The sequence below is a fragment of the Clostridium sp. Marseille-QA1073 genome (assembly GCF_054863625.1).
In genome coordinates this window covers 1-26,946 of record NZ_JBSVQM010000015.1, presented here as the reverse complement: position 1 = coordinate 26,946, position 26,946 = coordinate 1, and the positions used below count along the sequence as shown (strand labels likewise).

Genomic DNA, 26,946 nt, shown 5'->3' with positions numbered 1-26,946 from the left:
CCATTTCTTGTACTTTTTGTAAATATAATGTCTTTTATAATTGATTACAAATTTCATAAATAAAATACGCAATTTCCATCATATTACAACAATTTTTATAAAAATATAAAATAATTCTTTATAAAAAGGAACCGTTGCCTTTGACCAAATCTTAATCACTTTGCACTAGCTTTCTAAAAATGTATTATAGAACTGGCAAACACTGTTCACCCCTACAAAAGTATATTAAAGAAATTAATTTACAAAGAATTAATTTCAACCATAATTCTTCATTGTTAATACTTAATTCTCAATTAACTAAATGCTGTACCCTTACACAATTGAAAATCGATGATTGACGCTGAACAATTATTGATATTTCTCCTTTAGAGGCAAGTCTTGAATTAATTTTTCCAAATTACGTAGTAACTTCTTATAAAAAAGAGACTGTTTTGGAATTAACTTAAAAAGTTAGCTCTAAAACAGCCTCTTATTCACATTTTACTATAATATTCAATTTTACTATTAATGCATTATTTATTTCTAACTCATTGCATAATTTTTAATCTTTATTTAATGTTTCCCTTTATAAAATCTTCCCAATGCAACCACTTAATTGGAGTTGGATTTTCTATTACTATTATTGATTGAAAATAATCTGTAGTTACCCCTTTATTTTCTTTAAAAAGCTCCTCATTTATCTCAGCTTCAGGAAATTGAAAGCATTCTTTAAAAATTTTCTTTTTATAAGGGCTTCTTTTATTATCTAATACAATTATTTTGTTTCCATTTTCCATGCCAGCTTCTTTTAAAATATTTTTTAAATCTGTGGTAATACTATAATATTCTACTGGTGCTAAATTCGAATAATTATAATATTGTCCTTCTTTATATATGGTATTTATACTATATATATTATCTTTAAAATTAGGATCTTCTTTAAAGTTTGCAGCTAAAAATTTCACAGTATTAATTTCATTTTGATAAACATGTTGTAATCCATAATGAGAATAATACTTTCCGCCTCCAAAACGTTCATATATCTTTTTAAAGTTTTCATAACTCATTTTATCCCTTAGTTCATAATATCCTTTATTAGCAGTCATCCCTCCTTTTTTAAGTGACTTTTCTATGTCGGAACTGCTTTTTAAATTATTTACTATTAACTTAAGATCAAACAGTCCATCATTGCCTAAATATTTTACATATGCATTTTCACTTTCTTCTAAGTCTTTATCTAAGTCTTCAATGACTTTTAAAAATTCACTACTTTTTTCTGTTGCAGTCCACTCTAATTCAGAATATTGTAGAATACTTTTCATTTTATCTAATTGTACTTTAGGCATTTCCTTATGCTTTTCTGATATATTTTTAAAATAATAAGTTACTCCTCCTGGTTCTTCCATAACATCTAATCCAACTATAATTAATTTTTTATCCTCTGGTAAATCCTTATTTTTTAAGTATAATTTTTTCATAAATTCCTTTGCTTCATAAGTATTCCCTTTTTCTAAGACTCCATTTTCAAAAATATCATCTAATAATTTTTCATCTCCACTTTGTAAATACTCATTTAAAATAACTCCTGATGCATGTCCACATTCCATTAAAAAATATTCTAAATCCCAATTATCCATTAAATAGTTTATAAATTTATATTGAATATCTGAATTTTCTTTAATACCATGATGCTCATTTGTAAAAATTATGCTTTTATCCTTTATATCTTCCCATATTAAATCTAAATCACTATTATCATCAATATCATTAAGTTTTAAATCTCTACTATTTTTCTTAATATAATCAATATGATTCATAGGACGATTATAAAAAATAATTCCTCCTACTAAAATACATATAAAACATATAATATATATAATTCTTCTCTTCAAAACTTTTCCTCCTTTATATAAGTTTTTAAAAATAAATTTTAGTCATTTTGCAGCAACTTTCTAAATACACATTACAAAAATTGTGAACAGTATTTACTCCTACAAAAATATACTTTAAAAATTAATTTCTGATAAATTGCAATAATGAATTGAACTATTTCCTATTTATATTAAAAAGAGCTGTCACTCTTGACTGGATTCTAGTCATTTTACAACAGCTCATTTATTTTATCATTTTATTTAGCCTGTTGGAGTATGTCTTTTACACGTAGCGCCCCAATCATACTTTCCTTTTTTTGCACATTGAACTTCTTCATAAATAAATCCTGTACTATCATCTGTAACACAGTTACAATTACAATTACAATTACAATCACATGTACACATTTCCTCGAATGTTCCTGATGAATTATTAAATCCTTTTATTATGATTTCTATTATCAACTTCCCTTATTTCTATATTGATTACTAATTTTAATAGACTTAATATTTTTACTAAATTACGTTTAATCATAGGATAATTATAAAAAATAATTTCTCATACTAAAATGCATATTAAACATATAATGTATATAATGTTCTTTCACAAGATCTCATTCATTTATAATTTTTATAAGCAAATTTTATAATTACAAATATCTTCAAAAGAATGGTTATGGGTTATTATAATTATGATATTTTCTTTCTTTAATTCACATAATTCACTCTTTAATACTTCTATACTTTTACTATCTAATGCAGAACTTGGCTCATCTAATATAATTAGATTACTTTTTTTGGAAAAACACTTTATCAATGAAATCTTTTGTTTTTCACCACCTGAAATATTATTACCACTATTTATTTCATAATCCAAATTAAATTGATTTAAATTAAATTTATTTATATAGTACTCTACCATTTTCTTCTCAATGTTTTCATTATCATAAGTTATATTATTTTGTATAGAATCCTGTATTAGAGTTGGTTCTTGTTCTGATACAGAAACTTTGTTCTGCCTTAAATAATATAGATCCATATTATTTATATTTATATTATTATATAAAACTTGTCCATCAAAACTCTGATATAAACCAGTTAATATATTTATTAATGTAGTTTTCCCTTTACCATTTCCACCCAAAACACAATATATATTTCCTTTCTTAAATTCGTATGTAAATTTATCTATTATATTTTTACATCCATTATAAGAAAATGATATATCTTTGCATATTATATTTTCTATAATCTCCAGCTTTTCTAAACCATTTTTTTCTTTATCTATTTGTAAGATTTCCATTATACGTTGATATGATGCATTAGCTTTTTGATAATTTGATCCTAATTGGAAAAAATATTCAATGCTATTAACTAGCATTGGAAAAAAATTATTTATAGCAATAAATTTTCCTACTGATAAATTACCTTTCTTTATCTCAAAAAACCCATTAAACATAATAATATTGTAGATATACTCGATGTTATTAATCCAATAAAATTAAAATTTATGTTATGAAAAGATGTTTTAAAATTTAATTTGAAATATTCTTCAAATTCTTTTTCATAGAATTTGAAAAAAATTCAAAACAACTATTCATTTTTATTAATTTTACATTTGTAATTTGACTATTTAATACTGACATATATCTATTTTGAACTTCTTTTAATTTTTTATTATATTTATAAAGCAAGTTCTTAAATAAAAAATATATAGATAAATATACAGGTATCATGAAAAATAGTATAACACTTATCTTGTAGCTTATTTTTAATAATATTGTACTTATTATGCATATATTTAAACTATTTAAGATTATACCTATAAAATTATTAGTCACATAACTTATAATTTCATTACTATCACTATTAATTCTCTGATTTAAATATACACTATCAAATTTATTTAATATTTCTAATGGGATTCTTTTTACATGTTCAAAAATATCATATATCATGTCAAATACAGATTTCATAACAATATTAATCATGATTAAGTTATTTATATATTTTGATAATATATTTATAATAAAAATAATAAACAAAATACATATAAATTTATAAATATAATTATAAGTTACTACCTCAATAAGTTTATCAATATAAATACTAATTATATATGAATTTAAAATGTTAGATATAGAACCTATAATACTCAAAATTATTACAATAATCCCATATGCCTTGTATTTTTTTAGATATTTGAAAGCATATTTATGCATATTCTTTATCTAAATTTTTATAAAATGTTTTTATTTGATCTATTAATTGATTCATTGAATATTCACATATTGGAATATTATTATTATTTAATCTATCATGTGGACATCCACTTTTGCATATAGGATATATCTTGCATTCAGTGCATTTTTTTGGTGTCTCTAAAGTAAGCCATTCAATATATTCTTTATTTATATTAATGCCTTCCTTTATGTTTCCAATATAGTATTCAGGTATATTTATTCTATGCCAACACTTACAAAAGTTCCCTTCAGGGTCTATTACTAATCCATGTACTCCTATAGCAGAACATCCAAAAAAATTTTCTGGATATGTTACATTCTCTCTAATACCATTTGTCACCAAATGACTCTCAAATTCTAAAAAATTTTCATTGAATTCATTCATAGTAAAACATTTATTAGAAATATTTTTATTTACATCCGTATTCGATGTTACTGGCGAAAAATATAAATTAACTTTTTCCTGCCAATTTTTATCAACAAAAAATTCAGTTAATTTTTTACTATCTTCTACATTTTCCTTACTTATATTCATTCTTACTGTAATATCTAAAATATCTTTTGCTTTTTCTATGTTATTTGTGATTATTTTAAAACTATCATCTCTATTTTTTAAAATTCTAGTTTTATTATTAGTTTCATAAACACCATCTAATGTAATTTGAGCAAATGATATTTTACATTCCTCTTTTAACATTCTAGCTGTATCATAATCTAATAAAACGCCATTAGTTATTATTTTTGATGTATAATCTATATTATTTTCTTTAGTGAATTCTATTATTTCTTTAGACATTCTTTTTATGGTTTCTTTTTCTAGTAATGGTTCCCCACCATACCATGCAACAGTTAATGCATTTATTTCCTGATTTCTTGATAAATAATTTTTTATATATTTAATTATTTTAGTCTCTATATCCTTATCCATCCTTTTTGCGTCCTTTTGCTCAAAGCAATATGGGCATTCCATATTGCAATTCATTGTTGGTGCAATAGTTATATGTAATGCTCCTTTATTACTATATCTTACGAACTTAGTTTCCAATTCTAATCTTTTATACTCATCTATTTCATCTTCAACAATATATCCATTATTATACATTAAATTTATTATATCTAAATTTTTTTCGTTATCTATATCTACATCTTCAATATTATTATATATGTTATACTCTTCATTTTTCATTGTTGCTAACGCACCTGAAAAAGTGTTAAATAATATAACTTTTTCATTATCTAGATTATCTATTTCTATATTATATTTAGATTTTTTATATTTCATTCTGATCCCCCATTTCATATAGTAAAAGGTAGAAATATTCTACCTTTCACTATTTTCATAAATTTCATAAATTTCATATTTAGTTAGATGGAGTATGTCTCGTACACTCATATCCCCAATCAAACTTTCCTTTTTTAGCACACTGAATATCATCAAAAACTTTGTCTCCAAGATCGTTGTAAACACAATTACAATTACAATTACAATCACATGTACATGACTCACCAAATGTTCCTGATGAATTATTAAATCCTTTCACTATGATTTCCATTTACTAAACCCCCTTAATTTTTCTATATCATGATACAAATCTATATTAGACTATATAAACAATAGAAATAATTAACATTTTATAAACATTATTTCTATTTTTTATCTTTTTGTAAATATAATATCTTTTTAATTATCTACAAATTCCATAAATAAAATACGCAATGTTCATCATATTACAACAATTTATATGAAAATATGAAAATAATCTTTATAAAAAGAAACTGTTGCCTTTGACCAAATTTTGATCATTTTCCAACAGCTTTCTAAAAATATATTATGGAACTGGCGAACACTTTTTGCCCCTACAAAAGTATATTTAAGAAATTAATTCCTTAACAATTAATTTCAACCATAATTCTTCATTCTTAATACTTAATTTTCAATTAACGGAATACTGCACCTTTATGCAATTGAGAATTGACGATTGACAATGGATAATTATTGATACTTCTCTTTTATGAAATAAGTTTTGAACTGATTTATTTTAAAAGTGACACAGTCACTTTTATTGAAAAATCTATTTAAAGAAATTAATCTCAACCACAATTATCAATTTTTCATTATCAACTTTCAATTGTATAAGCTGTTCATGTGAGGTGGAATTAATTTACAATGCACCTTTCTCAATTAATTTCAACTATAATTGTTAATTTCTCGTTGACTAAAATTTCTGATATAGTTATTTAAAGAGCAAAAGTATGAAATAATATAAATTTATCCTGTAACTAAGTACATAAACAAAATGGTATTTAAGAGCTTCTTAAATACCATTCTGTTTCTGCCATATTTAAATTATTTGTTAATGTCCATTATTATTGCTTCCATAGCTTTTATTGCATCTTCTTTTTTCATATCATTTGTAGAAGATAAATGTATCTTAATTTTTTTATCTGGCATATATAATTCAAGGCAATTGCCATCATCATAACGTGTCATAAATATTCCATCATAAGATAAAATCTTTACTTTTTCAAAAATTGAAATTGGTACTGATATATTGCTACTATTATCTTTATTATATTTTGTTATGTCTACACTAATATTATTTATACTCTTAGAAGATGTTGCCTCAAGATTTTTATCTATATATAAATAGCTGAATTTTTCTTTAGTAGTATACTTTTTATATTCCATACTATCCAATTGTATTCCTAATAGTTCATGTAACTTTATAATTGATTGATCTTTTATATATTTCTTTCCCTCTTTTGCAGTATCATATTTTTTCTCAGTAACTATTTTTAAATTCTTATTTCTCTTTATTTCTTTTATTATCTGCTCCGTCATTTTTATTATTTCTTTTTCAAAATTTTCACTTAAATAATTCTGAAATACTAATGTCACCTCTACTTTTTCTTCTGGAATAGGTACAAAAATAGATTTTGAATAGGCCCATTTACTATCATACTTAGATGTTGTATCTTCAAATACCCCTTCATAAGATAATACCTTAACTTTTTTAAACTCACTGTTTTCGCTGTAAGTAGTCATATTTGTAAAAACTTCCTCATGCTGCTCTATAACAATATCAACATTTCCATAATCCTCCACATTTTTATCTGCTCTACGTAAAAAATGATATTCAAACCTCTTATAATTATTGTATTCTTGATATATCATATTACATAATTCTAAATTACCAACCTTATGCAATTGTATTATTGATTCATCTTTAAGGTATTCTTCCGCTTCTTTTGAATTAATATTTTTATATACTTTTCTACATATTGGTCTAAACATTTTCATTTTTTCATACTCATCTAATTTTCTTTCTTCATTTTTATCAATCAAACTTTCTATGTCTTCTACGCTTTTAAAAGTTTGTGAGATATTCTTATTGCTAATAGTTATATTTCTTACCCATTGTTCAATAGCATCTACTATAACTTTGTTATGTGGCAATATAACCATTAAAACTAGTACAACTGCACAAGCTGCTATTAAGGATTTTTTATTTTTTCTTAACTTTTTATTCTTAAATTGAACATCTTCTTTATTTATTAATTCCATTATATTACTTCTAAAATTTTCATCTGGCTTTTCTTCCTCAAATAGTTCTAAAAGTTCTTCTTCAAGAATGGCTTCTTCTTCAGAATTTATATCATATGTTTTCTCTTTATTAAATAGCTTATTTATAAGTTTTAATTGTCTTTTATCATACATAAATTCTTCACCTTCTTTTCATTATTCTTATTTCTCATGGATATAAGTTTTTGCCTAGCTATATAAAGTCTTGATTCTACTTTACCTTTTGGCAGGTTTAGAACTTTTCCTATATCTTCTGCAGTTAATTTTTCTACGTATTTAAGTAATATTAGAACTCTATATTTTTCAGGCAGACTATGAATTAATTCATATAGTTCTTTCGCGTTTTCTTTATTTTCAATAACTACTTCTGGTGTTAAATCATGGGCAAATTCTTCGTCAATTTTTTCAAAGCTTTTAGCTTCATTGCTTTTTAAATAATTAAAACTAGTATTCTTAGCTATAGTAAAAAGCCAAGTTATAAAATTTTTATTACAATCAAAATTATAAAGATTTCTATATGCCTTAAGAAAAGTCTCTTGAGCCAAATCTTGAGCTATATGTTTATCTCCTATAAGCTTACATATAAATCCATATACTTTTTTATCATATTTAATGAGTATTTTTTCAAAATCGTTCTTATTTCCCTCTAATATTGATTTGATGATTTCTTTATCATCCACAATACCCCTCCCCCCAAAATTTACTAGTTTGAAAAGCCTTTCATATAGTAATACAACTTTAAAGCTTAAATTTTGGAAAAATAATAAAATTTTATGTATTATAACTATTAATTTAATCACAAAAAAAGATAGCCTCTTTCAAAGCTATCTTCTATTGCTATTCTTAAATCCCTTTATTCCAATTCCATATTATTAAATATAGCTTTTGCCCATATCATAAATATGAAACATAAAATTGTTATATATATTAATGCTATTATTTTACCATAAATAATAGTGAATGCTTCACCAATGTAAGCTGATGTTACTCCAATTATTACTCCACCTAAGGCTAAAGTTATAACCAAAAGTAAGGAATATATAAGTGGTTTCAATTGTTTTGTTAATATATTTCCTAAATACTTACTAAATATTATTTCATTATATCTTAAATAATAATGAAACATTGAATATATAGCTATATTTAATACTACATTAATTATACTTATTCTAAATATAATAGCAGGAAGTAAGAAAATTACTAACCCATTAAAAATAGTGATTAAGTTATCAAATAAAGTACTATAAAATAACTTATTGAAATTACTATCTGGAATTAAATAAATATAGTGTTTTTTTCTTTCTCCTCCTACTGCTCCAGACATTGTCATTATAAAAGCAAAATATAAATTTATTCCAAGTGCTATATTGAATCCGTTTTCTCCTGATTTATATGTTGCTATAGCAGTAATTAATGTAAATGCTAATAATTTTAATCCTTGAGTATATACTCCACGCTTTTTAAATTCTAAAATCTGTCTTTTAAAGATTGTTGCAGCACCACTTTTATTGTAATTAACTTTGGCTTCTCTTAACATTTTTGCCTTTCTATTTTTGCTGAAAACATTCATTTGTTTACCATCTTTAACAGATTCTAGCGCTTCTTCAAACTCTTCTGCTTTTTGTACCATTTCTTCTGTATACTCTAAGCTCATTTTATTTATAGTGTAGATTATTGCAGCTATAAATAATAAAAATACTCCTATGAAAATAATAGTGTTAACTTCAAAACCAACTAATCCACCTTTAACTATCTGCATATTCCATCCTAGTAATGGAATATAATATAAAACATTACTATTAAAAGTGTTTATAAATGCTTCATATAAGTTATTAGTTGAAAAATAACTAAATCCAAATTGTATAACAAGAGTTACACCTAATATATATGCTATATACTTAGTTATTCTATCTAATATCGGATATTTAGTGTTTAGTGCTATTAATAATACAGATACCGCACTAGTTGAAATTAAGCAAAAAATCATTGATACATAAATATTTATTAAACCTGTATCTTTTAAATTAAAGAACTTCACCAATGTAGCTGAATTAAATGCAATCATAATGATAAACATAAGAAGCTGTGCCATATTTTTAATGCAGGCATAAACAATTGCCTTTTGCGGCTTAATAGGAGATGTAAATACAAAGTTTACATCACTTTTTCTAAATAGCCCCTTACTACTTCCACTACCAAATAAGGTTAATCCATAAAAGAAAATGCAAACGCTTGATGTTATAGCTAATAGCATTTCTGGCGATTTGTAATCACCACTTGTTGCACTTTTTAATCCTGCAATTATTGCAAAGACTAATAGTCCAATATAAAAAGTCATACCTAAAAGCTTTAGAGGCTTTTTAACCATATCCTTAAAAAAATTAATGAAGCTTCTATAATGTATATAAAGTAATGGTTTCATTTATCCCACCTCCTACTTTTCTTCTGCTTCTTTATTACTTTTTTCTGTTACTCTAAAGAAAATTTCTTCTAGTGATTCTCCACCTTCTTCAACTTCGGATCTTAACTTAGACACTACAATTTCACCCTTGTCCATTATTAAAGCTCTATCCCAAAGTTCATCTACAGAATCTATAATATGAGTTGAAATAACAATAGTACAACCATTATTTTTTAATTCTTTAATAATTGCTTTAATCTCTTTTATCGCCTTAGGATCAAGTCCTATCATTGGCTCATCAAATAAAATTACTTTTGGATTTGTAATTAGAGCACAAATAACTGAAACCTTTTGTTGCATACCTTTAGATAGTTCTCTACCAAGCTTGCTTCTTTTATCTTTTAAATCAAATCTCTCAAAATACTCTTCCATTTTTTCTTTATAATCTTTTATTCCATAAGCCTTAGATACAAACTCAACATGTTCCTCTATTGTTAACCAATCATATAAAACTGGCATCTCTGGAATGAACCCTAAGTCTCTTTTAGCCTCTATAGACTTATTCTCATATCCATTTACCTTAATTTCTCCCTTAGTTTTCAATAATCCTAAGATTGATTTTATAGTGGTTGATTTTCCTGCACCATTTGGTCCTAACAATACAGCAATCTCTCCATCATTAACCTCAAAGGATACATCCTTTACCACTAAGGTTTTACCATATTTCTTTGTTAGATTTTCAACCTTTAACATTGTTTTCCCCCTTATCAATAATATGTAATACATATTATCTTATATCGTTTAATATAGTATATAATAACTCATAACTTTTATAAATACAAGTAAATCTTTAGTATATTTTATGAATTTCTTTATAAAATTGAAGAAATTCATAATTGATTCATTTTAGGAAATTAATTCAGTAAGAATTAAATTCTACTATAATTGTCAATTTCCTATTAACTAAACACTACACCCTTTTATAATTGAGAATCGACTGTTGACAATGGAGAATTACTAATACTTCTCTTTTATAAGATAAGTTTTAAACTTATTTCTTTTTAAAGTGACTATGTTACTTTTGCTGAATAATCCATTTTAAGAAATTAATTTACAAAATTAATTTCCACCATAATTGTCAATTCTCCATAGTCAATTCTCAATTGGCTAAGTTCTTCAGAGTAAGGTTAAATTCATAGTTTATAATTATTAACTTATAATTAAGTAGAGTTATATAATAAATTTGTTTCTCTTCTATTATTGCATATAAAAACTTTAAGTTTAGTAATTTAATGAATTTTTAATAATTAAATAATGTTATTGAATTAACAATGTGCAGCTTATAATATACAATTTTTCAATATATTAATTTATTAAGAATTAAGTTCCAATAAAATTATTTATTAAATTAGGTACTGCACCTCACGAGAATCCTTTCATGGCTGCACTACTATTCTACTAAAGCAAAAAACTAGCAATAAAATTATTGCTAGTTAAAGAGTTTATTTATTTGCCTTTTCTTCTATTAATTTAGCTAGTGAATGTGCCATCTCATCTAATTCACTTTGAACTTTTCCTTCAAGCATTACTCTTACTAAAGGTTCTGTTCCTGAAGGTCTTATTAATACTCTTCCACATCCTTGAAGTCTTGCTTCCATTTTAGCTATTTCATCCATTATTTCCTTATCTTCATTATGAATATTTTTCATATCATTAGGAACTTTAGCATTAACTAATATCTGTGGAAGTTCTGTCATAACTGAAGCAAGTTCACTTAAAGTTTTTCCACTTGCTTTAACTGTTGAAGCAAGTTGTAATCCTGACACTAATCCATCTCCTGTTGTATTATGGTCTAGGAATATAACGTGTCCTGACTGCTCTCCACCTATACTATATCCGCTCTTTTTCATTTCTTCTAAAACATATCTATCTCCAACTTTAGTTTTGATAGTTTTTATATTTTCTTCTTTTAATGCTATATCTAATCCTAAATTACTCATAACAGTTACAACTACTGTATCCTTATTTAACTTTCCTTGCTGTTTTAAATGCTTTGCAGCAATTACCATCATAAAATCTCCATTAATAAGATTTCCCTTTTCATCAACTGCTAAACATCTATCAGCATCACCATCAAAGGCTAGTCCTAAATTACACTTGTTATCAACAACAAATTTCATTAACCCTTCAGGATGAGTTGAACCAGAATTTAAATTTATATTACATCCATCTGGAGTATTATTTATAGTTAAGACTTCTGCTCCCAACTTTTTAAGTGCTAATTCTGAAGTCTTGTATGAAGCACCATTAGCACAATCTATTGCTATTTTTAATCCTTCTAGATTTCCCTCAACTGTTGAAATTGCAAAATCAACATAATCCTCAATGGCTGTATCAAATATAGATTTTTTTCCTAAGTCTTTTCCTACAGGAACAGGCACTCCTTGAAAATTATTTTCTATAGTAGCTTGTATTTTATCTTCTAACTCATCACTTAACTTAAATCCTTCCTTATTAAAGAACTTTATACCATTATACTCCACAGGATTATGAGAAGCAGATATAACTACTCCCGCATCAGCATTATATTTCTTAATTAAATAAGCAACAGCTGGAGTTGGAACAATACCTAAACAAACTGCTTCCGCACCAACAGATAAGATTCCAGCAACCAATGCTGCTTCAAGCATATGTCCTGATATTCTAGTATCCATTCCAACCAATATTTTAGGCTTATGTGCTGTTTCAGTTAGTACATAAGCTCCTGCTCGTCCCAAATTATATGCAAGTTCTACTGTTAATTCACTATTAGCAATGCCTCTAACACCATCAGTACCAAATATTCTACTCATATTTTTACCTCTTTTCTAATCCGTTTTTCTCTAATTTCGCACAAGACATCTTTACTAATTATTTTATTTCAGATGCCTAAAATCAAATTTTATATAAATATAGTTTCTTTCATAGATTATTAATGAATATACATTGTTATTATAATATAAAACCCTTACCTCTACAATATGAGAAGAAATTGGAAATTGCGACAATGAGCTCAAGTAAAAAAAGCATGACCTTATATCATGCTTTTAAATGTATCTATAGTTATACCAGTTCAAATTTAATTTATATGTTAAAAATGTTGGAATTTTAAGCATTCTAATTAAAACTTTTTTAGTTTACAATTTAAGACACTTCTCAGCAAAAGCTGAGAAATTTAAAATTTGTTCTTCTTTGAAGTTACGCAGTAACTTTTTATAAAAACCTAGTAACTTCACGTTAACAAAAATTAATTTCAAGCATAATTGTCAATTTTCCATTCTCAATTCTCCATTGATTAAGGTTTACACTATAGAAATCTTAATTATATTATGCTCATCTGTTTCTAGCTCTAAAATTTCACCTGTAATCTTCTCTTGTACTGCTACTGATATAAGCTTTGAAAGCTTTTTTAAATCAACTGATTCTAATTGTCTTATTCCTAAATTTGGTATTGTACCAAAAGTTTTAATTACAGAAAGTACAAATTTTATAGGCAAATTAAGCTTAACAGGATCTTTTCCACTTTGAAATACTACAATACTTATATTTTTTCCTTTATAAGGAGTATATAATCGTTCAATTAACATCTTGGCATTATCAACAGATATATTATTTTCCTTAAGAGAAACTAATATATTAGTTAATTCATCCCTCATTGACTCCCTCCTAAATTAGTACTACTTATAAAGTATATGATAAGATAATTATAGTAATTCTAAAAATAGGATTATTCTTAAATTACATTAGCTTTAATTTTAGCTCTTCTATATAATTAGATAACTCTAATTCTAGTACAACTTTTACGCTTTCATCTAATATTACGTTGTTATTCTCAACAGTAGCTATACAGAAAGAAACTCCTAATTTTCTTATTAAAAATATTTTATAATTATTATTTTGAAATTTCATATAATTATTATTTATAATAGCTATTATAGATTTAGCTTCATCTAAGATTATTTCTCCCTTAGGTAAAATATCATCTAAAATATACATTGAGAGTATATGATGAAAATCATATATTTCCTTTTCACCATATACCTTAATATAGATTTCTAGAGTAGAGTTATCTATAATATTTAGCTTTAGAAGTTCTTCTTTACTCTTTTTATCAACTTGAACTTTAGGTGAAAACATTTCTGCCAAATCATCCAGTTGCATATCTTCTTTAAAGGATAATATTTTTTCTATTCTGTCTAATATTTTTTCCTTTGGAAAGTAGGTTTCCTGCCCTGTGAAACTAGATTTTTTTATAAACCATTCCTCAGGAATTAATTTTTTTCTTTTCCACCTATATAATTGACCATAGGAAATATTAGTCACTTCTAAAAGTTCTTTTTTAGATATTAAATCCTCCAAGTTATCACCTCCCACTTTTCTTTGGCTTTAACTTTATATATGTCTTTCTTCACCAACTATCCCATTACCTAATATCTTAAATTCATTTTTATACTCTACCAACTTTATGTTACAACCATCACCTATTATAACATTTTTTCCTCTAACAACTTCTGCCTTAGTATTTTCAAGATAAATTTCATCCGCTTCAATAACTTTAGTAGTTAGTGTTCCAAAACTATTTCCAATGACTTTAGCTATTAATACTACTATATTATTTCTTGAAGGTCTTTTTAAAATTTCAATATTAGTAGCACCTATTTCTTCTACATTAGAATTTCCACCTAAATATATATTAACATTCTCAGCATTTAACATGCCCCTTGATTTAAAACTGCCAGTCATTTGAAAATTATCTGTTTCCACATTCTTTTCAATATCAACTCCGCCAGAAATTTTAACATCAGTTCCATAAATACTGCCTAGTACCTTTGCTGAACCAGAAATTGTAATTTCTTTTCCACTTAAATCTCCTTCAATTTTTCCACTTCCACTTATCTTAAAATCTTCTGAATCAACATGACCTAATACTTTACCTGAACCACTAATCTTTCCTGATTTACATTTCAAATTTCCTTCTACTCCGCCACTGCCACTTATTTTAAACTCTGATGCATTTAAATTTCCAATTACTTTCCCACTTCCACTTATTCTAAAATTATTACATTCTGTGTCACCATATATTTTTCCACTTCCACTTATACTTACTTCATCAAATTTACCACCTGAAGAACTTCCACTTCCTGAAATCTTTAATTCTCTTAATTCATTTTTATCAAATGACATATACATCCCCTCTTTCTTAAATACAAATCTATCTCCAAATATAGCTTTCTAAAATAATTTATGTCTAAAATTTATCAAAATTATTATTCAAATTGTATCCATTTAGTTAAAAAAATTATATTTTTATAACTAAATATTTACTTTAAAATTATTTACAAAAATATTATCTATGTTTTTTATAAAATCATTGTAACATAACATTGTTTCATTGTGCAATGTTATTTTAAAATTTTTTTAAACAGGATGTAAATTATCATTTATTTTAATATAATATAATTACAACAAAATCATAACTTTTCAATTAATACTTCATAATTCTGCATCTTCTTTAAAATAATACAAGTTTAATAGATTATCTTTTATAAAGTAAAAATAAATCTTTTAGCTAATTTTAAACTACTAATTTACTATAATAATTATATTTAAGATGCTAATTGTGGAATGTTCTTGCTTAAAGTTATTATTTTCGGTAATATATAATTTATTATTTGTTTAATCATAAAGGGGGATTATTGAAGAATGGATTCTTCTATTACTGGTATATTACCTATTATAGCAGTATCTTTAACACTAATTATTGTTTTCATCTTTAAAAACACAATTAAGAAATACTATTTTATTTGTCCAGAATGCGGTTTCATCTTTAATTCTAAAACAAATAAAGCATTTCTTACTTATAACAATTATAAAATCCAATGCCCAAATTGTAGCTATAAAGGCTATATTAAAGCACATGAAGATAAAGATCCTAAAAATATTTAAAATCTTGTAATATATTTTATATTTTAATTAGGATCACCAGTAAATTGGTGATCCTGATTGATTTTTTACTAACAATAAAATTCTCAGTCTTTTACTTATGAGAAACTTAATTAATGAAAATCCTATAGAAATTAAAAATTAAATATGAAGAATGAAGAATTATGATTAAGAAATTAATTTTGATTAAACTAATTCCTTAATCTAAAAAAGTCCCATTGCTTAAACAATGGAACTTTTTATTATTTAGTGTATGAAGCTCCTATTTCTAGCGCTTTTTTATTAATTTCAAAGAATTTTTCTTTTCCATGAGCTTTTAAAGCTTCTAATAATTCATCCATAGAAACTATTTGAGTTTTAGCCACTAACGCTCCTAAAAGCACCATGTTAGCTATTTGACCGCTTCCTACTTTAGCAGCCTCATCTTGTGCTGGAATTTTTATAACTTCAATGTCAGTTCTTTCAATCTCTCTATCTACTAAATTACTATCTATTATCAATAATCCATCTTTAACTAATGTTTTTTCAAACTTATCTAATGATGGTCTATTCATTACTACAACTGAAGTTGGTTTAGTAACTATAGGAGATCCAACTTGGTCATCAGTAACTATTACAGAACAGTTAGCTGTACCTCCTCTCATCTCTGGACCATAAGATGGTAACCAAGAAACGTTTTTATTAGCGTCCATTCCTGCATAAGCTAAGAATTTACCCATTGAAAGAATACCTTGTCCTCCAAATCCAGCAAATATAATTTCTTGTGATGCCATAATTACTTCACCTCCGCAGTTGTGTCTTTTTTTACTCCTAAAGTGTAGAATGGCATCATATTGCTTCTTAACCATTCCATTGACTCTTTCGGAGATAATCCCCAGTTAGTTGGGCATATTGATAATACTTCAACTAATGAGAATCCTTTTCCTGCTATAGCATTCTCAAAAGCTTTTTTTATAGCTTTTTTAGTTTTAAGTACATTTGGAACACTATCTACAGACACTCTTTCAACATAACAAGCACCCTCTAAAGTAGCTATCATTTCTGAAACTCTTATTGGATGTCCTTGAGTTTTTACATCTCTTCCATATGGAGAAGTTTCTGTTACTTGCCCTGGTAATGTAGTTGGAGCCATTTGTCCTCCTGTCATACCATATATACAGTTATTAACGAATACAGTAACTATATTTTCTCCTCTTGTTGCAGCATGAACTATCTCTGCAGTTCCTATTGCAGCAAGGTCTCCATCTCCTTGATATGTGAACACTACTGAATCTGGTTTTGATCTTTTTATTCCTGTTGCAACTGCTGGTGCTCTTCCATGTGCTGCTTCAAACATATCACATGCAAAATAATCATAGGCTAAAACTGAACATCCAACTGGAGCAACTCCTATTGTTTTATCTAAAACATTTAATTCTTCTAGAACTTCTCCTACTATTCTATGGATAATCCCATGAGTACATCCTGGACAATAGTGTGTAGGAACATCTAATAATGCTTTTGTTGGTTCAAATACTATAGCCATTACTTAGCACCTCCTACTATTTCTTTTACTTTATCTAAAATTTCATCTGGGTTTGGAACTATTCCACCACTTCTTCCAAAGAAGCTTACTGGTTTTCTTCCTTCAACAGCTAGTCTTACATCTTCAACCATTTGTCCACAGCTAAGTTCCACTGATAAATATCCTTTTGTATTATTTACAGTTTTATCAAAAGCTTCTACTGGGAATGGCCATAAAGTTATTGGTCTTATTAAGCCTAACTTAATACCTTCTTTTTCAGCCATTTTAACAACATTCTTACAAATTCTTGAAGTTGTTCCATAAGCAACTAATACTAATTCATTTTCTCTATCGCAATTAAATAATTCATATTTAACTTCATTTTCTTTTATAGCTTTAAATTTAGCTTGTAACTTTATATTATGCTCTTCTAAACCTTCTGGTTTTAAGTAAAGAGAATTTATTACATTATGAGTTTTTCTTCCTCTTAGACCTTCAGCAGCCCAAGTTTTAGCTGGAAGTTCTTTAGCTTCTCTCTCTTTAAATTCAACAGGTTCCATCATTTGACCCATCATACCGTCTCCCATTACCATTACAGGAGTTCTGTATATTTCAGCAACATCAAAAGCATCTTGAATTATATCAACCATTTCTTGTATTGAAGCTGGAGCGTATACTGGCATATTGAAGTCACCATGTGCTCCACCTTTGGTTGCTTGGAAATAATCTGATTGTGCTGGTTGGATACTACCTAGTCCAGGACCCCCTCTTACAATGTTAACGATTACGCAAGGAAGTTCAGCACCTGCTATATATGATATTCCTTCAGCCTTTAAGCTTATTCCTGGTGAACTTGAAGATGTCATACATCTTGTTCCTGTTCCTGCTGATCCATAAACCATGTTTATAGCTGCAATTTCACTCTCTGCCTGTAAGAATACTCTTCCTATTTGAGGCATTCTTCTTGAAAGATATGCTGATATTTCTGTTTGTGGTGTTATAGGATATCCAAAGAAGCATTGACATCCAGCTTTAATAGCTGCTTCACCGATAGCTTCATTTCCCTTCATTAATACTTTTTCTGCCATGAATCTAACCTCCTCTTTACTTTTCAACTGTAATTACAAGATCTGGACACATTCTTCCGCATGACGCACATCCAATACATTCATCTTTTTTATCCTCAGTGATTGTAGCTGGATGATAACCCTTTAAGTTTAGTTTTTCAGAGAAGCTTATTATTTTCTTAGGACATGCTGCTATACAGTTACCGCATCCTTTACATCTTTCTTCTCTAAAGATAACTTTTGCCATAACTTCTACCTCCTTATAATGCCAAACCCTATACTTCAATAATTTGGCATTTCAGATAACTATTTTTATGGTTGTCCACTCTATTTTAACGCTGTATGAATTTGCTGTCAATTTTCTTAATTGTTAAAATTCTAACTATTCATACTTTCGCCATGGTGGTAACATAAAAATGTCTATTGGGAATAATTTTCCACTGATCTCATCTTTTACTTCATCCACTAAATCTTTAGTGCAAACTGTAAATGCATGAGGTATATTAAGATCTTTACTTAATTTTGAAACTTCCTTATCACCTTTAACTATATGTTCTTTAGTTGTTTCATAGGATAAGTTAGTATTTGATATTAAGTAAGATACCTTAAGTCTTGAAGCCCTTTGTATCATTTGTATATATTCTTTAGTATCTATATTATTTGATGTAAATGGCCTATTTCCATTTATAACAAAATACATATCATAAGGTTCTTCTCTAAAATATCTGTTATATTGACCTAGTCCTATTGCTCCTGAGTCGTCTCCTCCTACATCAAATACCACATCATAGCTTTTATCATTAAATACAGAAAGTACTTCTGCTGGTACTACCATAAGCTCTGCATTTACGAAATCTGGGTTAGAAGATATAACCTTTATGTTATGTTTTTCTAATTCGGTTTTTAAATCTCTAACACAGAAATATGGATTTACAATATCTAAATCAACTATTGCAACCTTTTTTCCTTCTTTTGCTAGGTTTATGGCGTAGTTTATTGCTATTTCTGTTTTTCCACTTCCAAAATGACCTGTAAAAACCCTAATTCTACTCATATTATCACCTTTTTATTTATATTCTTTAGCTTGTTCTTCTGCTTTTAAAACTCTTAATCCACCTTCAGCAAGTGCTAATAACTCATCTTCTCCTGGGTAAATTACTACTTCAGAGATAAATTCAACTCTTTCTTTAATATAGTTTACCATTGATTTAGAATATGCAATTCCTCCTGTTAATATTATAGCATCAACTTTTCCTTTTAGAACTGCCGCACACTTACCTATTTCTTTTGCTACTTGATATCCCATTGCTTCAAATATTAATTTATATTTTTCATCCCCTGCTGAAGCTTTATCATCAACTTCTTTGGCATCATTTGTATTTAAATATCCTACAAATCCACCTTGTCCAGTAATTTTCTTTTTAATTTCTTCTTTGGTATATTTTCCACTAAAACACATACCTACTAAGTCTCCAACTGGTAATCCACCACTTCTTTCTGGTGAAAATGGTCCTTCTCCATCTAATGCATTATTAACATCAACAACTTTACCCTTTTCATGAGCTCCAACAGAAATTCCACCACCCATATGAGCTACTATTAAATTTAATTCATCATATTTAATATTTTTTTCTTTAGCATATCTCTTAGCAACAGCCTTTTGATTTAGTGCATGGAATATACTCTTTCTTTCTAATTCTGCCATACCAGAAATTCTAGCTATATCAGTCATTTCATCTACAACCACTGGATCAACTATGTAGGCTGGGATATTTAATTCTTTAGCTATTTCATTAGATATTATTCCACCTAAATTAGATGCGTGCTGTCCTTGTATTCCTATTCTTAAGTCTTCTAACATAGCTTCATTTATAGCATATGTGCCACCTTCAATTGACTTAAGTAATCCACCTCTTCCAACAATTGCGTCTAATGTATTGACATCAAAATTCTTTTGCTTTAATACATTTAATATAACTTCTTTTCTAAAATTGAATTGGTCATATATAGCTTGAAATCTTCCAATTTCTTCAGAACTATGTCTTAGTGTTTCAACTAATATAGGATTTGTGTCTTCATATACACCAATCTTTGTTGAAGTTGAACCTGGATTGATAATAAGTAACTTAAACGCCATAAATTTATCCTCCTAAACTATCTACTTTCTGCAACTAATGCAGCTAAAGCTATAGAATTCATCTTAGATTCTGGTGAATCTGCTCTAGATGTAACTATAACAGGTGCTGCTGCTCCAGCAAGTAATCCACCATTTTTAGATTTTGTTGTATATGTTAAGCATTTGTACATTGCATTGCCAGCCTCTATGTTCGCCATAAGTAATATATCTGCTTTTCCAGCAACTGGACCAGATATTTTCTTATGATAAGCTGCTTCTTCTGATAATGCATTATCAAGTGCTAGTGGACCATCAATTATGCATCCTTTTATTTGACCTCTTTCATTCATTTTTGAAAGCATAGCAGCATCTAGTGTTGCTTGCATTGCTGGGTTTACAACTTCTACAGCACAAATTGGTGCTACCTTTGGAGTTTCAACTCCTACTGCTTTTGCAACCATAACGGCATTGTTAACTATATCTACCTTTTCTTTTAATTCTGGATACATATTAAAGGCTGCATCAGTTAAAAATATTAATCTATCATATCCTGGAATTTCAAACACTGCTATATGAGACATTTGCTTTCCAGTTCTCAGTCCCACTTCTTTGTTTAATACTGCTCTTAGAAATGTAGCTGTATCTATTAATCCCTTCATCATCATATCCGCTTTACCACTTGATACTAATTTAACTGCTGTTAATGCAGCAGCATTTACATTTTTTTCGTCAATAATCTGAAAGTCATCCATGTCCATTCCTATTTTTTTACCAATACTAATTATCTCTTCTCTGTCACCAACTAGTATAGCATTTGCAATGCCACTTTTTTTAGCATCTCTTATAGCTTCTAATACCGGTTCATCTTGAGCCACTGCAACTGCCACAGTTTTTATAGCTTGAGATTTAACTTTACCAATAATTTCATCAAATGACTTTATCATTTTTTATCCTCCCTATGCATTAGTTATAGCTTTTTAAGCTAATGATAATCTATAAGACATCTGAAAGAAAAAACAGGTCAAAGATATTAGTCTATTTTATATCAGACAAGGTCTCAGGTTCCATTCATAGTAATAATAGATTGGTTCCAACAACGCAGTATGATGCAAAATAGGCTAACATACTGACTTATTATTTTTTTGCAAGATGCCTAATTCAAAATGAAGAATTAAAAGCTTACTTCTTGCTCATAAATTTTTGCAATTTCCTCTCCTTTGAGTACTCTTAAAGCACCTTGAGCTAAAGCTAACATTTCATCTTCACCAGGAACCAATTCTATTGGTGCAATAAATCCTACATATTCAGAAATCCAGTTCATTAACCTTTTATTATGAGCTAATCCCCCTGTTATTATTATCGCATCCATTTTACCTTTTAATGCTATTGACATAGATCCAATTTCTTTTGCAATTTGATAAGCCATAGCTTTAAAAATAAGCTCTGCTTTTTTATCTCCCTCATCAATAAGCTTGTCTATAATTCTTCCATCATTAGTTCCAAGATAAGCTATTAAACCGCCTTGTCCCATTATTTTTTTACTTAGCTCTTTTTCTGTATATTTTCCACTAAAAGCAAGTTCAACTAAATCACCTACTGGAAGTGTTCCTGTTCTATCTGGAGAAAATGGTCCTTCATGACTTGCATTATTGCAATCAATTAATTTTCCATCTTTAAATGGTGATATAGATATTCCTCCACCAAGATGTGCTACTACAAAAGAACTATTAAAAAAATCTAATTTCTTATCCTTACAAACTTTTCTAACTACTGCCTTCATATTTAGTGCATGAAGTAAAGACCTTCTTGGCAGTTCAGGCATTCCTGATATTCTTGCTACATTTTCAATTTCATCTACTGCAACTGGATCAACAATGTAGGAAGGTATTCCTACTCTTTTAGCTATTTCATATGAAATAATTCCACCTAAATTTGCAGCATGTTGTCCTTGTATTCCTATTTTTAAATCTTCAAGCATTCTTTCTGTGACTTCATAAGTTCCACCTGGCATGGATCTTAAAAGACCACCTCTTCCTACTACAAGAGCTAATTCATTTAATTCTATACCTTTTTCTTTGAGCCATTCTAGAATCATTTTAACTCTCATATCTTTTTGATCATATATAGTATCAAACTTTTTAATTTCTTCTATATCATGAGTTAAATTTGTTGATACTATAGAATTTTCATCATTAAAAATTGCTAGCTTTGTAGATGTAGATCCTGGATTAATTACTAACATATAACTTTTCTTTGCCATAATATCCCCCTCTATGTCGAAAATTCGCCATACTTTTACAATTTTTATAAATCCCCACTTATATTTTATCAAATTTGCAATGTAAATATCAACTTAAAATGACTAACAATTCGGCACATTGTATTTTTTCATTATTGCTTCTGCAATTTTCAGTCCATCTACAGCAGCAGATATAATTCCTCCAGCATATCCTGCACCTTCACCAGCAGGGTATAATCCTTCTGTTGAGATACTTGTATTGCTTTCATTTCTATTTATTCTAACTGGTGCAGATGTTCTAGTTTCAACGCCTGTCAGTACTGCATCACCACTGCCAAATCCCTCTATCCTCTTGTCAAATATCGGTAGTGCTTCTTTTAAAGCCTTTATGACATAATTAGGTAAGCAATCCTTCATTTCACTAAATTCATAACCTGGTGTATAGCTCGGTTTGACCTTACCTAATTTTGTTGATTTTCTATCCTGTAAGAAATCTTCTACTAATTGTAGCGGTGCATTATAGCTTTTTCCTGCCACCTTATAAGCTAAAGCTTCATAACGTCTTTGGAATTCTATACCTGCTATTGGAGAAGTATTTCCAAAATCCTCTGGATTAACAGATACTACTATAGCTGAATTAGCATTATCGCTGTCTCTTTTATAATTACTCATTCCATTAACTACTACCGTATTCTCCTCTGAAGCAGCAGCAACTACTTGACCACCAGGACACATACAAAAACTATAAACAGATCTATTTAAATTTTTACTATTATAAGTCAACTTATATTCTGCAGCTTTTAGCCTAGGATGATCTTTATACTTTCCATATTGATTTTCATTTATTAAACTTTGAAGATGTTCTATTCTAACTCCTATAGCGAAAGGCTTTGGTGTCATAAATACCCCTCTTTTAAAAAGCATTTCATAGGTATCTCTTGCACTATGGCCTATAGCTAGTATTAATGCTTCACAAGGTATTTTTTGTCCATTTACAATTACTTCTTCTACCTTATTATTCTTTATGATTAAATCTTCTAGTTTAGAATTAAATAATACATCTCCACCTAAATTAATAATAGTTTCTCTTATATTCTTAACTACTGACTTTAATATATCTGTTCCTATATGCGGTTTTGCCATATATAATATTTCTTCTGGTGCTCCTGCCTTAACTAATTCCTCTAAAACATAATCACATCTATCATCTTTAATTCTTGTCGTTAGCTTTCCATCAGAAAAAGTACCTGCTCCACCTTCTCCAAATTGGACATTAGACTCTGTATTTAACTTTCCTTTAATCCAAAAATTGTCCACAGACTTACTTCTACTATCTACATCCTGGCCCCGCTCAACTATTATAGGTTTATATCCCTTTTGAGCCATAAGAAGACCAGCAAAAAGTCCTGCTGGTCCCATCCCTACTATAATTGGTCTACTATGCATTTTTTCATTTCCAAATTCAATTTCTGCAGTATATTTTTTCTTTTCTATTTTAACATCACTACTATTAGCCTTTAATACAATTTTCTCCATATTATCACAGGTAACTTCAACGCAGTAATTGAATTTTATAGAATTCTTTTTACGTGCATCTATAGATTCTTTAGAAATTCTAAAATCTTTTATTTGATTTTCTTTTATTTTTAACTTTTTAGCCGCTTTTGTTTTTAATAAATTAATATCCTCTTCTATATCTAGGATTAGGTTATTCACTCGAATCCACATTATCGTTACTTCCCTCCGTAGTTTTCTTAATGTTTACTTTTACGGTTTGTATATTTTGTGATACTTTTGTTAAATTCTCTGAAATACCAGAAATAACTATTGGAACATCGTGATCTCCCTCATTTAAATTTTTCAAATCTAAAGTTGCAGTAATAGCTTCTGGGGTCACCTTATTTAAGTCTTCATCATAACCAGATAATACTAATTCCAAAGTATCTTTATCTAGAGTTATCGTTGATTTTTCTGGAACATTAAGCTGTTTTATACCTATATTAAAGGTTTTTTCTGATTTTTTCTTTAAATCTAAAGTAAACTTAACTTTTACCGTAATAATATCATTTGATATTTTAACACCCTCAGGTACTTGTAAATTCACATCTAAAGTTGTATCGGCATTTATAGTACTTAAGTCTATAGGTTCTGTTAATAAGCTAGCTATATTATTTACTACATCACTAACACCTGTTATCTCAACATTTTTGGGATTGACATCCATAGTTTCAATCGTTACTCCATTTGGTGCTTCCCCAGTAGTGTTAATTCGTATCGGTACAGATTTACCTTTTTTTATTGAGATTTTCATTGTTGCAGTAGAAGTTGATAATGTAACATTATTTACTACATTTCCATCAGCATTAATTGGTATTAATTCAACAACTTTTTCTACATCTCTATCCATATTAGTAACATCTACTTTTCCTAATACACCTTGTACCATATCTACATATTTAGATGGTCCACTTACTTTTACAACTGATGGAGAAATAAATGGCTCTTCTTTAAATGCCCCTGGAGTTAATTCTCCTTGTATATCCGGTATAACCGCTACCTCTTTTTCCTTTAAAGTATCAATTTGTACATCTATCCATAAATTTTCACTCACTATACTTACAGTACTTGGGCTCTCCGTTATCTCTATAGGTATAGTATTTTTTCCTGCTTTTAGAGCATATTTACTTAAATCTACTACAATTTTAAAATCTTTATTTTTATCTATATGGTAAACAGCTGATGCTGGTCCTTTTACATTTAAATTAACTTTAAAATCTTGGTCAGGTAGTAACACTAAATTATTTTGAGCTAAAGCTTCTGTGTTTAAAACTTGTACTGGTATATTTTTTATTGAATGACTTGTAATAGGATTTTCCGTACCTCTTATATAAAACCATAATGCAAATGAGGCTATGATACAACAAATTTTAATTAAGATATCTTGTCTTTTCTCTTTATCCATACTCTAACCCTCTCTTTAAATGTTACTTCCGTTTTATGTCTACTCTTCATTATCTTAACAAGAATACTCTTTAACTTATCTTTATCATAGTGTCTTAGCAGTCGTCCATTCACAGCTAAAGATACAACACCTGTTTCCTCGGAAACTATAATTGTAAGTGCATCTGTTATTTCAGTGACACCTATAGCTGCTCTATGCCTTGTACCTAACTGCTTATTCAATTTGTCATTATTAGTAAGTGGAAGGAAACATCCTGCTGATACAATTCTATCATTTCTAATGATTGTAGCTCCATCATGCAAAGGAGTATTTACAACAAATATATTTTGAAGTAGTGCAGAAGAAACTACTGCATCTATTTTAGTACCAGTATTTATAATATCCCCAAGCCCTGTCTTTTGTTCAATTACAATTAGTGCCCCTGTTTTTTCTTTAGCTAGCTCTTCTACAGCATCAACAATTTCATTAACAACATTATTCATAATTTCTTCATCTTCATAAATTATCTTATCCATGAAGGAAGTTCTTCCTATGTGTTCTAATGCTTTTCTAACTTCAGGTTGGAAAATAATAACAACAGAAATTAATCCAATTGTGATTGTATTGCTTAAGATATAATTAAGCATTGTCAAATTGAAAAACTCACTTATAGGTATTAATAAAAATATAAGTAATACACCTTTTAAGAGTTGTACAGCTCTTGTTTCTTTTATAAGTGTGTATCCTTTATAAAATATTACAGAAACTGCTAAGATATCTATAAGTGAAAATATATCAAATCCTTTTAAGCTATTTATTATAAAATTTAAACCCTCCATTGCTGCCTCACCTCTTACTATAATTCCTAATTATAATTATACACTAATAATTTTATTTATAATACATTGTAAGTTTATTTTTATTTAGTAAAATAATGAATTTATAATTTATGAATATTTTTCCTTACTCCTTAATATAACAATAATAAAAAAGCAATAGCTCTATTCTTAAGTAGATGCA

26 protein-coding genes are annotated in these 26,946 nt (G+C 27.8%); 1 reads left to right on the top strand and 25 read right to left on the bottom strand.

Translation table 11 applies throughout. From position 1 onward, the window contains the following. Window positions 1–548 precede the first annotated feature (548 nt). The 14 genes from ACY1IQ_RS13690 to ACY1IQ_RS13625 form a co-directional block, all read right to left on the bottom strand. Window positions 549–1,871, bottom strand: a complete 1,323-nt coding sequence (locus ACY1IQ_RS13690) for a TraB/GumN family protein (RefSeq protein ID WP_461614467.1) — start codon at window positions 1,869–1,871, stop codon at window positions 549–551. A 240-nt stretch (window positions 1,872–2,111) separates the two neighbouring features. After that, entirely contained in the window at window positions 2,112–2,315 is a 204-nt protein-coding gene (locus ACY1IQ_RS13685; RefSeq protein WP_461614466.1) for a hypothetical protein, read from the bottom strand. Between the two features lie 166 nt (window positions 2,316–2,481). Then, window positions 2,482–3,309, bottom strand: coding sequence for an ATP-binding cassette domain-containing protein (locus ACY1IQ_RS13680; RefSeq protein ID WP_461614465.1), 828 nt, complete (start codon window positions 3,307–3,309; stop codon window positions 2,482–2,484). Between the two features lie 76 nt (window positions 3,310–3,385). After that, window positions 3,386–4,072 (bottom strand): ABC transporter transmembrane domain-containing protein, encoded by a 687-nt coding sequence (locus ACY1IQ_RS13675; RefSeq protein WP_461614464.1) that lies wholly within the window; start codon window positions 4,070–4,072, stop codon window positions 3,386–3,388. After that, window positions 4,065–5,375 (bottom strand): radical SAM protein, encoded by a 1,311-nt coding sequence (locus ACY1IQ_RS13670; protein WP_461614463.1) that lies wholly within the window; start codon window positions 5,373–5,375, stop codon window positions 4,065–4,067. The genes ACY1IQ_RS13675 and ACY1IQ_RS13670 overlap by 8 nt, the downstream gene beginning before the upstream one ends. 79 nt (window positions 5,376–5,454) lie before the next feature. Further along, window positions 5,455–5,646, bottom strand: coding sequence for a hypothetical protein (locus tag ACY1IQ_RS13665; protein WP_461614462.1), 192 nt, complete (start codon window positions 5,644–5,646; stop codon window positions 5,455–5,457). 794 nt (window positions 5,647–6,440) lie between these two features. Further along, window positions 6,441–7,811 (bottom strand): hypothetical protein, encoded by a 1,371-nt coding sequence (locus ACY1IQ_RS13660; RefSeq protein ID WP_461614461.1) that lies wholly within the window; start codon window positions 7,809–7,811, stop codon window positions 6,441–6,443. Next, complete coding sequence (locus ACY1IQ_RS13655) at window positions 7,790–8,356, bottom strand: RNA polymerase sigma factor (RefSeq protein ID WP_461614460.1); 567 nt, start codon at window positions 8,354–8,356, stop codon at window positions 7,790–7,792. Before ACY1IQ_RS13655 ends, ACY1IQ_RS13660 begins: the two co-directional genes overlap by 22 nt. 173 nt (window positions 8,357–8,529) lie before the next feature. Further along, window positions 8,530–10,098, bottom strand: coding sequence for a putative ABC exporter domain-containing protein (locus ACY1IQ_RS13650; protein WP_461614459.1), 1,569 nt, complete (start codon window positions 10,096–10,098; stop codon window positions 8,530–8,532). Between the two features lie 12 nt (window positions 10,099–10,110). Further along, window positions 10,111–10,830 carry an ABC transporter ATP-binding protein gene (locus ACY1IQ_RS13645; RefSeq protein WP_461614458.1) on the bottom strand — a complete coding sequence of 240 codons (720 nt, stop codon included), beginning with the start codon at window positions 10,828–10,830 and terminating at the stop codon, window positions 10,111–10,113. A gap of 749 nt (window positions 10,831–11,579) precedes the next feature. Then, window positions 11,580–12,929: a phosphoglucosamine mutase gene (gene glmM / locus ACY1IQ_RS13640; RefSeq protein ID WP_461614457.1), complete on the bottom strand. Its 1,350-nt coding sequence runs from the start codon at window positions 12,927–12,929 to the stop codon at window positions 11,580–11,582. 489 nt (window positions 12,930–13,418) lie between these two features. After that, complete coding sequence (locus tag ACY1IQ_RS13635; protein ID WP_461614456.1) at window positions 13,419–13,772, bottom strand: hypothetical protein; 354 nt, start codon at window positions 13,770–13,772, stop codon at window positions 13,419–13,421. Window positions 13,773–13,854: 82 nt separating this feature from the next. Continuing rightward, window positions 13,855–14,475, bottom strand: coding sequence for a YhbD family protein (locus ACY1IQ_RS13630; protein ID WP_461614455.1), 621 nt, complete (start codon window positions 14,473–14,475; stop codon window positions 13,855–13,857). 33 nt (window positions 14,476–14,508) lie between these two features. Next, entirely contained in the window at window positions 14,509–15,300 is a 792-nt protein-coding gene (locus ACY1IQ_RS13625) for a polymer-forming cytoskeletal protein (protein WP_461614454.1), read from the bottom strand. 519 nt (window positions 15,301–15,819) lie between these two features. Here ACY1IQ_RS13625 and ACY1IQ_RS13620 point away from each other — a divergent pair. Then, entirely contained in the window at window positions 15,820–16,062 is a 243-nt protein-coding gene (locus tag ACY1IQ_RS13620) for a hypothetical protein (protein ID WP_461614453.1), read from the top strand. A gap of 239 nt (window positions 16,063–16,301) precedes the next feature. Here the strand turns inward: ACY1IQ_RS13620 and ACY1IQ_RS13615 are convergent, their stop codons facing one another. From ACY1IQ_RS13615 to cdaA, 11 genes are all read right to left on the bottom strand, one after another. Continuing rightward, window positions 16,302–16,832: a 2-oxoacid:acceptor oxidoreductase family protein gene (locus ACY1IQ_RS13615; RefSeq protein WP_461614452.1), complete on the bottom strand. Its 531-nt coding sequence runs from the start codon at window positions 16,830–16,832 to the stop codon at window positions 16,302–16,304. 2 nt (window positions 16,833–16,834) lie between these two features. Then, window positions 16,835–17,584: a thiamine pyrophosphate-dependent enzyme gene (locus ACY1IQ_RS13610; RefSeq protein WP_461614451.1), complete on the bottom strand. Its 750-nt coding sequence runs from the start codon at window positions 17,582–17,584 to the stop codon at window positions 16,835–16,837. After that, window positions 17,584–18,651: a 3-methyl-2-oxobutanoate dehydrogenase subunit VorB gene (locus ACY1IQ_RS13605; RefSeq protein WP_461614450.1), complete on the bottom strand. Its 1,068-nt coding sequence runs from the start codon at window positions 18,649–18,651 to the stop codon at window positions 17,584–17,586. Before ACY1IQ_RS13605 ends, ACY1IQ_RS13610 begins: the two co-directional genes overlap by 1 nt. 16 nt (window positions 18,652–18,667) lie before the next feature. Beyond that, window positions 18,668–18,877: a 4Fe-4S dicluster domain-containing protein gene (locus ACY1IQ_RS13600; protein WP_039635976.1), complete on the bottom strand. Its 210-nt coding sequence runs from the start codon at window positions 18,875–18,877 to the stop codon at window positions 18,668–18,670. 135 nt (window positions 18,878–19,012) lie between these two features. Continuing rightward, on the bottom strand, window positions 19,013–19,684 hold the full coding sequence (locus ACY1IQ_RS13595) for a nucleotide-binding protein (protein WP_461614449.1): 672 nt from the start codon (window positions 19,682–19,684) through the stop codon (window positions 19,013–19,015). 12 nt (window positions 19,685–19,696) lie between these two features. After that, window positions 19,697–20,767, bottom strand: coding sequence for a butyrate kinase (gene buk / locus ACY1IQ_RS13590; protein WP_461614448.1), 1,071 nt, complete (start codon window positions 20,765–20,767; stop codon window positions 19,697–19,699). 17 nt (window positions 20,768–20,784) lie between these two features. Beyond that, entirely contained in the window at window positions 20,785–21,690 is a 906-nt protein-coding gene (gene ptb, locus ACY1IQ_RS13585; protein WP_461614447.1) for a phosphate butyryltransferase, read from the bottom strand. 227 nt (window positions 21,691–21,917) lie between these two features. Continuing rightward, on the bottom strand, window positions 21,918–23,006 hold the full coding sequence (gene buk, locus ACY1IQ_RS13580) for a butyrate kinase (RefSeq protein WP_461614446.1): 1,089 nt from the start codon (window positions 23,004–23,006) through the stop codon (window positions 21,918–21,920). Window positions 23,007–23,108: 102 nt separating this feature from the next. Then, window positions 23,109–24,713, bottom strand: a complete 1,605-nt coding sequence (locus ACY1IQ_RS13575; protein ID WP_461614445.1) for an NAD(P)/FAD-dependent oxidoreductase — start codon at window positions 24,711–24,713, stop codon at window positions 23,109–23,111. Beyond that, window positions 24,694–25,947, bottom strand: a complete 1,254-nt coding sequence (locus ACY1IQ_RS13570; RefSeq protein ID WP_461614444.1) for a CdaR family protein — start codon at window positions 25,945–25,947, stop codon at window positions 24,694–24,696. The genes ACY1IQ_RS13575 and ACY1IQ_RS13570 overlap by 20 nt, the downstream gene beginning before the upstream one ends. Further along, complete coding sequence (cdaA, locus tag ACY1IQ_RS13565) at window positions 25,917–26,765, bottom strand: diadenylate cyclase CdaA (protein WP_454052653.1); 849 nt, start codon at window positions 26,763–26,765, stop codon at window positions 25,917–25,919. Before cdaA ends, ACY1IQ_RS13570 begins: the two co-directional genes overlap by 31 nt. Window positions 26,766–26,946: the final 181 nt, after the last annotated feature.